The sequence below is a fragment of the Salarchaeum japonicum genome (assembly GCF_049705945.1).
GTDB lineage: Archaea > Halobacteriota > Halobacteria > Halobacteriales > Halobacteriaceae > Salarchaeum > Salarchaeum japonicum_A.
The window spans coordinates 106,136-114,174 of the sequence record NZ_JBNAMV010000003.1; the positions used below are offsets into that span (position 1 = coordinate 106,136).

The following is an 8,039-nucleotide window of genomic DNA, read 5'->3' on the forward strand; positions in this document are numbered from 1 at the left end:
ACCATGTACTTTCCACCAGATCAAGCTTAGATCACTCTCAGGCTCAGGGGTGGATTACTGGGTCTCTCTCTACCGCTGAAAGAACGCACACTTATGAGGTTCCTGCGTTATCGCTTGTATACACTGAATAATGTCTGAGCAATCTGGGTCTTCACAGGATCGGCTGGAGCGGACGGAACTCCCCATCGAACGCGGGTTCCCTATCGAGCGCGTGAACGAGATTGCTGCCAAAGAGGGCCGGGCGAAAATGTACTATCGTCCTATCTATACGATGCACAAGTGGTGGGCTCGACGCCTGGGCTGTGTCTTCCGTACCATCTCACTGTACGCACTACTTGACGACCCAGAAAAGGTCTCCGTGTTCGAACCAGGTCATGAGGGCAGCACGCTGGCATCCTACGGTAATGACGCCGATGGTGAGTCTGATCTCGATGTCGCCTCCCTACTCGAACGCGTGGACATGACCGATCCGGAGAGCCTCTGGGAACTCTACCCGAAGGATGTCCGGGTTGAGGACAAGAAAATTCTTGATCCGTTCATGGGCGGCGGTACATCGCTCGTTGAAGCCTCCCGGTTTGGTGCAGAAGTTGTCGGCAATGACCTGAACCCAGTCGCATGGTTCACGACGAAGAAGGAACTCGAAGCCGGCCAGACCGACGTTGAGGAGCTGGAAGAAGCATTCGAGCAGGTCAAACAGGATGTTGCCGATGAGATTATGCAGTACTACAAGACACCCTGCCCAAATGGAGATCACGACGCGGACGTGATGTACAACTTCTGGGTGAAGGAGTTGGACTGCGTCTCTTGCGGGCACACAGTTCCGCTGTTCAAAGACTACCGGGTGGCAAAGGGGCGCTACGAGAACGACGACAAGTATAACGTTCTCTGTCCGGGCTGCGGTACTGTTACGCTGGTGGACGACTGGCAGTCTGAGAGTGTCTGCAACGATTGTGGACACGGTTTCGTTCCGAAGGAGGGGAACGTCTCACGTGGCGGGAAGTACAACTGTCCTGATTGTGGTCAGAAATATAATATCACTGACGCTATCGGGGAACAGGGCGAATTCAGAACACGTCTATATGCTCTGGAGTACTACTGTGAACATTGTGACACCGACGGACTAGATCGTACCGAGGTAAAGGGTTACCGAGAAGCACTACCAACCGATTTAGAGTCGGCTAATGCTGCAAAGAACGAATGGAAAGAATCAGAAGAATTGACTCAGTTCGTGCCGGATTTGTCCATCCCTAAGGGGTCCAAAACCCAGTCGTCATCTATTGACGGAAGTGATGTGTTCGAACATGGGTACGAGCAGTGGTCAGATATGTTTAATGAGCGGCAGAAGCTCGTACTGTCGAAATTACTGAAATCCATTTCTGAAATAGAGGATCAGAACCTGAAAGAGTATCTGTTGCTCGCCTTCTCCGATTCCCTGATGTTCCAGAATACATTCACTATCTACAATCTCTCTGCGAACAAGATTGAGGGGGTTTTCAAGAGCAATGCATTTGATCCTCAGATGGACTTCGTCGAGAATAACGTCTGGGGGACAGAGTACGGGCGAGGTACTTTCGAATCTACATGGAGAAAGCTTCTGCGGGGTATCAGGTATTCTTCGGCACCGACTGAGAGGTATGTCGAAGATGGGGAAAGCGTTGAATCTGCCGAGTTTGGAAAACCAATCGGTGAAAACGCTACACTTCGATACGGTGATGCCAGAACTATCGATGAGGAGAATGAGTTTGATGCAGTCATTTCTGATCCACCGTATTATGATAACATCATCTACTCAGAACTTTCTGACTTCTTCTATGTTTGGCTTAGGATTGTGCTCCAAAGTGAGTACGAGCATTTCGAACCGACTGAGACTCCTAAAACAGACAGTATTGTAGCTAATCCGTCACAGGGGAAGGGTGTCGAGGAGTTTGAGGAGGAAATCAAACAAGCGTTCGCCACCGTCAGAAACTCATTAAAGGAAGACGGGGTGTTTTGTTTCACTTATCACCACAGTGATTCAGATTCTTGGGGTGAATTATTAGAATCACTTTGCGAAGTTGGGTTTGAAGTGACTGCTGCATACCCTGTTTCGGCGGATCTCAATAAATTAGTTCTGGGAGAGTCTGTTTCGTTTGATATCGTCATCGTTGCACGACCAGCAAACGACCGTGATGCGACGAGTTGGAATGCACTCCGTCGTGACATCTACCGCACGGCTCGTCGTACTCGTAAACAGCTTGAAGAGAACCGTGACATCTCTCGCGGCGACATCGGCGTGATGGAGATGGGAGCGTGTTTCCGTGAGTACTCAAAGCACCACGGGAAGGTACAGCGCGACGGCGAGATTATGAGCGCGAAGGAGGTCGTCCAGGAGATCTACGGCATCATCCAAGAGGCCAGCGACATCGGCGTCGAGGACGTGTTCATCGACTTGATCGACACGCCGAACCCCTCGTTCGACGACGTCAACAAGCTCTGCCGCGGGACCAACGCCACACCGGAGGATCTCAAGGAGACGTGCCTGTACAACCAGGACGACGGCTTCGAACTCGGCACTTGGGACAACGAGAAGCGCCAGGCGTACATCCAAGAGCGTGTCAACGGCGACGGTGGCGACCACCTCTCTAACCTCGACAAACTCCAGTTCCTCCGGTATCGCTACGAGAAGGGCCAGGCGGTCCAGAACTATGTCGAAAAGTGGGATGTCGATGACGACCTGCGTGAACTCGCTGGACGGCTCGCGGACGTGACCGGCGACGACACGTACACGCGGGTGCTCGGAGACCGGGACATCACGAGCTACTGAGCCCGGTAACAGCTCTCCGTACCGTAGAATCGAAAAATCGGTGCGTTTCCTGTGTCCACGTCCGTCTTCGACGCCTATTGGCTTGCACCCCAAGGCTTCCGGGACATGATCACACAGGCTCTACGCAGCACCGTTGCGCTCGATAGTTGATTAGCCACGCCTTGAAATAGCGCTTTGGATGGCTGACCGAGGTACGCTGTTGGAGCGAATACCACCCCGGGAACTTTCTACCTCCTCTGAACACACGACCATATGGAATCGGGAAAGAAGTCGTTAGAGGAACTGACGACGGCAGGGGTATTCCACGTCCCGGAGTATCAGCGCTACTACTCGTGGACTGAACCGGAGTGGGATGACCTCTGGACTGATCTCTACACGCTTCCGCCGGACAAACAGCACTACTTCGGGACGATCATCATCCAGAAGACGGACGAAACGGAAAGCGGTGGGAGTACTAGTGGCTACGGCTCTTCGAGAGAAAAACCCATCAACCTCCTTATCGACGGCCAACAACGGCTCACCTCGCTTGCCTTGCTGGTTCGATCGATGACGGAATGTCTGGCAGAAATCGCACCGGAGACGGATCACGAGGCCGAGATACTCGACGACGTCGAAGAGATGCGCGAGACACTTCTCGTTGAGGACAACATCTATCAGCTTCAGCTCCTCGACGAGGAGGACAACAAGTACCTCGAATGGCTACTCACGGGCCACGACGTTCACGAACCGGACCGCCCGTCTCAGCGGAAGATGATCGAGGCGAAGGAATACTTCGACGACCAACTCGACGACCTCACCGCATCCCCCGATGTCGATCCCGTGGACGTCGCTACGGAACTCAAGCAACTCTGGGAGACCATCCTCGAACTCGAACTGATGGTGTACGTTATTGACGCAGCCAATCCCGAGAAGGCGACGCTCATCTTCGATAGCGTCAACGACCGAGGTCGGTCGCTCTCTACGTTCGACAAGACGAAGTCGTTCCTGATGCGGATGGCATACCTCGCTGCGGATACTGAGAGCGAGGCACAAGCGACCATCCGCCGAATCCGACAATCGTTCGGGGAGATGTACAACGACCACCAGACGATGCTGGAATCACCGTACGTCACCGACATCAGCGATGACGCAGTCCAGCGCTACCACTTCATTTCGTATTTTGACTGGTCGAACTCCGACGAGTACAGTGATCCTGCCTTCCTTAGCGAGCTGAAAGAGCACATCCGCAAGCTTCGACAGGAAGATCCACGAGCGTGCTTGGAATACATCAAGGACTACACCAACAGCTTGGAACGCGGCTTCAACGCGTTATCGAAGATACTAGACTGCACCGGTGATGACGAAATTCCGACCCTCGTCCAGCGAATACACCGTCTCCGTCACGCAACGAAGTTCTACCCGTTGCTCCTCAAAGCGTGGCCGAATCTTGATGACGATGGCAGGCGGGAGCTCCTGAACGCGATTGAGACGTACATTTTCCGCGTCTACTCGATTGGGAACCATCGAAGTCACACCGGTGAGTCCAGTCTCTACGTCCGCACGCGAAATATCAGCGAAGACAGTCCAGCCGATATCTGGGTGAGCAAAGTCGTCTCCCTAATGAATCGATACGAGGACGACTCGCAGTTCCGACGATCCCTTTCAGCCGCGGATCTGTACTCGAAAGCGAGCTCGCAGGACCTCCGGTATCTCTTCTACTTCTACAACGAACACCGAGCTGACGAGAAGGGTGAGCGCGGTGGACCATCGCTCACGGAAGCGATGAGCAACGAATACACGGTCGAACACATTTGGCCACAGAGTCCCGACGAACTACCCCTCGAGGATGCCGACGAGTATCCCAGCCCTGAAGCGCGGTACGAGGCATACGTTGATCGACTCGGGAATCTCACGCTTGCGAGCAGACCGTGGAACTCGAAGTGGGGGAACGCTACATTCGAGACCAAGTGTGATGAGGGATACGTGGAGTCGAAGCTCTGGGTGCAATGGGATATCCAGAACGACTACGACGAGTGGTCCGTGGAAAATATCGAGGACCGCGAGGAGACGATAATCGACTTTGTCCTCGACGAATGGGCGACGCCCGAGACACGTCTTGGAGACGTCGAAGAGCCGGCGGACGCGATTGACCGGCTTACGAAGGAGGAACAGTTTGTTCTCAAGGCACTCAGCCAGAACACTGGTGGCGCGGTCCGTCGTGTTATCCACGGGGACGCGACCGAGCTTCCGGACTCACCATTCGATGAACCGAATTCGAACGGTACAGAACGAAATGAGGTAGGTTCAATTCTGAGCCGTCTCCAGAACGTTGGCCTCGCTGAGCAGAACAAGCATACCTGGTCGCCCACCGACGAGGCGCTTGGCATTGATCTCCCGACCTAACGCCCAACTACCGCGATCGGTATAATGCACTTCGACGCGTTAACTCCCTGCAAGACCTCCGACGGGACGATTGAGGTACCGCACCCCTTTTTGACCCCTCGGCGACGTGCTATAGGTAATGGCAGCCCCCGGACAAATACCCGGACAGTACAATCTCGTCATTGAAGGTGCCTACGAGACCTTCGAACACCAGATCCCCGTGAAGGAGTTCCTCCAGCGGCTCAAGGAAGATGATGTTCCCGAGAAAGTGAGTGTCGTCGGACTCGCGGATGCCCTGAGTGACGAGGATCTGGCGAACGAACTCGCCCGTGAGATGGATCAGCGTGCGAACGATCTGGAGTATCAAAGTCCCACGATACAGTTCGTCATCGAAGGGTCGTTTCACCGAAGCGGGAAGACTTACGACCTTCGGTACGATGACGAACTCTACTCGCTTCAGCAGGTCTTTGGTCCACAACTCGAACGGAAAGAAGGTGGGGAGTGGCTCGTCGTGCCGTTTTAATTCTCACCAGCGGTTATCACCCCTGTATGTAGTCTGGTCGTACTATTTCGAAAAGGGGCGCAGAATCGACCGCACCCTATTCAGTATGGTCTTTGAGAGTTCTACTCCGGGTAGTCCCTTTCAAGGCCTGCAGTACTCGTTCTTCGACGGTGTCGCAGGCGTCGGTGTCCACAACAGAGTATCCGTCTTCTCCGCTCCTGATCTTCTCTATGAATGCCCTTCTGAATGCAGCTTTCACTGAAGGGTATTCGATTATCGGATCGTAGTGTCGGTCGAAGGTATCGTACAGCGACAACAATGATTCGAGAGGGAGGAATGCAACTGGAATCTCTTCCTTCTCCACATCCTCACTCTGCTCGAACCACTCCTGTACACGAGAGGCGACATAGGGGAATTGACCTTCTCGGAAGTTATTCGAGACGAAGAGGTGGGCGTCCAGGTTTTCGTCATCTGAGAGCGAAACTGAGAGAGCACCACCGAGATTTTCCGTAACCATGTACCAAGCAGCTTTGTTCTTCTCACCGGCATCGAGATCGTATCCCTTCTTTGTGTAGGTGAGTTTCGGGTCGTAACTTGCGATGAAGTAACCGCCGTCTTCAGGAATTACGAGACAGCCATCTGTTTCCGTCTCTCCTTCTCGCCCCCACCGCTCGGTGAAGAGGAACATAAATTTCAGGAGATAGAACACGTCCCGTTCAAACTCGTTGTAATCGTAATCCTCCTTCAGTTCCTCCCGCTCCTCCTGTGAGAGATCGTCGAATTTGCCTGCTGCACCGCGCTGATGTAGGTCCTGAAGGCGTTCGAACGCTTCGTCAGCCCGGCCAATAATTCGGTTTCTGAACTGGGACTTGCTGTCACGAATCGCTGAGGTAAGAAGATCCTCTGGAGAATCAGTCATCAACAGGTCGTGTAGGTCAATAGTCCCGAAGTGCTCTCGCCCGTTGAGATACGCTTTCCCGTAAACGACGAGAACAGAGTTTAGCAGGTATTGATTAATTCGTCGAGGAAGGCGGCCGTTTCCGAGACAATAGTTGATGTACTCATATCGGTGTGTGTTGGCTTCTTTTCCTGCACTCGCCACTTCTTGGAATGTGGCTCGGATGTAGTCGTTGTGTTTCGTCTCATACGCATCGATTGAGACGTCCAAGAAGTTGATGCCATTATCTGAAAGCGTATCACGGATCTCTTTTAGCGACTCAAATGCTGCTTCATGGATCGCCTCATCGTCTACGCTGACCTCCCGACGGATGTCGTCCCTGAAACTATCACCTTCACATTCGTCACATTCGTCCGGCTTTTCTTCCTCATATACCTCGTGACAGCGATAACACTCATATGTGTCAATCTCGGCTACGTCGATGAATTCGTTCAAAAGTGACTGTTCTTCTTCCGGTAAATCCTCGAAATATCGGTTATACGTCTCAACTGCCCCAGTGAGAATCTGGTGGAAGATGTATGAATCTCGTAGCTGGACGTCATATGGATAGATGCTATCGAATGAGATGCCCAGTTTGTCCTCGATCAGTAATCGAATTGCCTCCTTTTCTGACTCGGGCAGGTACCGGTCTTGGATCTCAAAGTAAAATCCTGTTTCTTCACGCTCTACTTTTAGCTCGACCTTCTTCCCCGTCTTGTTGTGGTTGAAGCCGAGATGGGACAGTTCGGATAAGCTCTGAAGATCGACTAGTTCCTGAAAGACGGCTTCTGAGTTGAGATCATTTCGAACTCCCGTAGGGTTGCTGAGGGAGAGGGATGATCCATCGGGGAGATAGGTTCGTTGGAACTCTACCTCGGTGAGTGTGAGCGCTTCAATCTCATCGTTGAAGATTGACGCAAGTCCATCGATGACGTGCTGAGTCGTTTGTGATCGCTCTATTCTGTCAACTCCATCACTATCTGTGAAGGTCTTTGAGAATTTCTTGATTCGACTCTTTGCACCTCGTACCTCTACCTCACCACCACCATTTTTCCGAACGAATAGTGGGTGGGCGCGCTCGAACAAGCGACTTCGGACACGGTCGTCTTCCCGAGTGGTCACACGAACCTCTTTGCTCGGCCACACCAGTGTAAAACCGTCAATCAACTCTTCGACGAAGAGACCCTCATCTTCGAGTCGGCGAAGTTCGTCCTCGAAATTAGTTTCCACCTGGAAACCGTTGCCGCCGCTGCTCTTTTGCGCCCATTTTTCCTCTGCCCAGATGGTGAGTAGAAGCTGTTGTGCACGATCTGGTGATTGGTCCTTTAATTCTGCGAGTAAGTCGGCGACTGACTCAAACCGGGAATCAATCCGTTTCGTTCGCCCAACGTAGAACTCCGATACGAGATTTTCGAGCGTCCGTTCTGACTCCGGGA

General features: G+C 52.7%; 4 protein-coding genes. 3 read left to right on the plus strand and 1 reads right to left on the minus strand.

The window, feature by feature from the left end:
• Window positions 1–130 precede the first annotated feature (130 nt).
• The 3 genes from ACOZ4O_RS01595 (at window position 131) to ACOZ4O_RS01605 (ending at window position 5,687) form a co-directional block, all read left to right on the plus strand.
• Window positions 131–2,803: a DUF1156 domain-containing protein gene (locus tag ACOZ4O_RS01595; protein WP_424523563.1), complete on the plus strand. Its 2,673-nt coding sequence runs from the start codon at window positions 131–133 to the stop codon at window positions 2,801–2,803.
• Window positions 2,804–3,055: 252 nt separating this feature from the next.
• Complete coding sequence (locus tag ACOZ4O_RS01600; protein WP_424523564.1) at window positions 3,056–5,185, plus strand: DUF262 domain-containing protein; 2,130 nt, start codon at window positions 3,056–3,058, stop codon at window positions 5,183–5,185.
• 118 nt (window positions 5,186–5,303) lie between these two features.
• Window positions 5,304–5,687 (plus strand): hypothetical protein, encoded by a 384-nt coding sequence (locus tag ACOZ4O_RS01605; RefSeq protein WP_424523565.1) that lies wholly within the window; start codon window positions 5,304–5,306, stop codon window positions 5,685–5,687.
• A 76-nt stretch (window positions 5,688–5,763) separates the two neighbouring features.
• Here ACOZ4O_RS01605 and ACOZ4O_RS01610 read toward each other — a convergent pair.
• On the minus strand, window positions 5,764–8,039 hold a 2,276-nt coding region (locus ACOZ4O_RS01610; RefSeq protein ID WP_424523566.1), incomplete at its 5' end, for a hypothetical protein.

Bases quoted from the DNA above. Each gene is read 5' to 3' on its own strand.
- ACOZ4O_RS01595 (WP_424523563.1), top strand. From the start codon at position 131: ATGTCTGAGCAATCTGGGTCTTCACAGGATCGGCTGGAGCGGACGGAA.
- ACOZ4O_RS01600 (WP_424523564.1), top strand. From the start codon at position 3,056: ATGGAATCGGGAAAGAAGTCGTTAGAGGAACTGACGACGGCAGGGGTA.
- ACOZ4O_RS01605 (WP_424523565.1), top strand. From the start codon at position 5,304: ATGGCAGCCCCCGGACAAATACCCGGACAGTACAATCTCGTCATTGAA.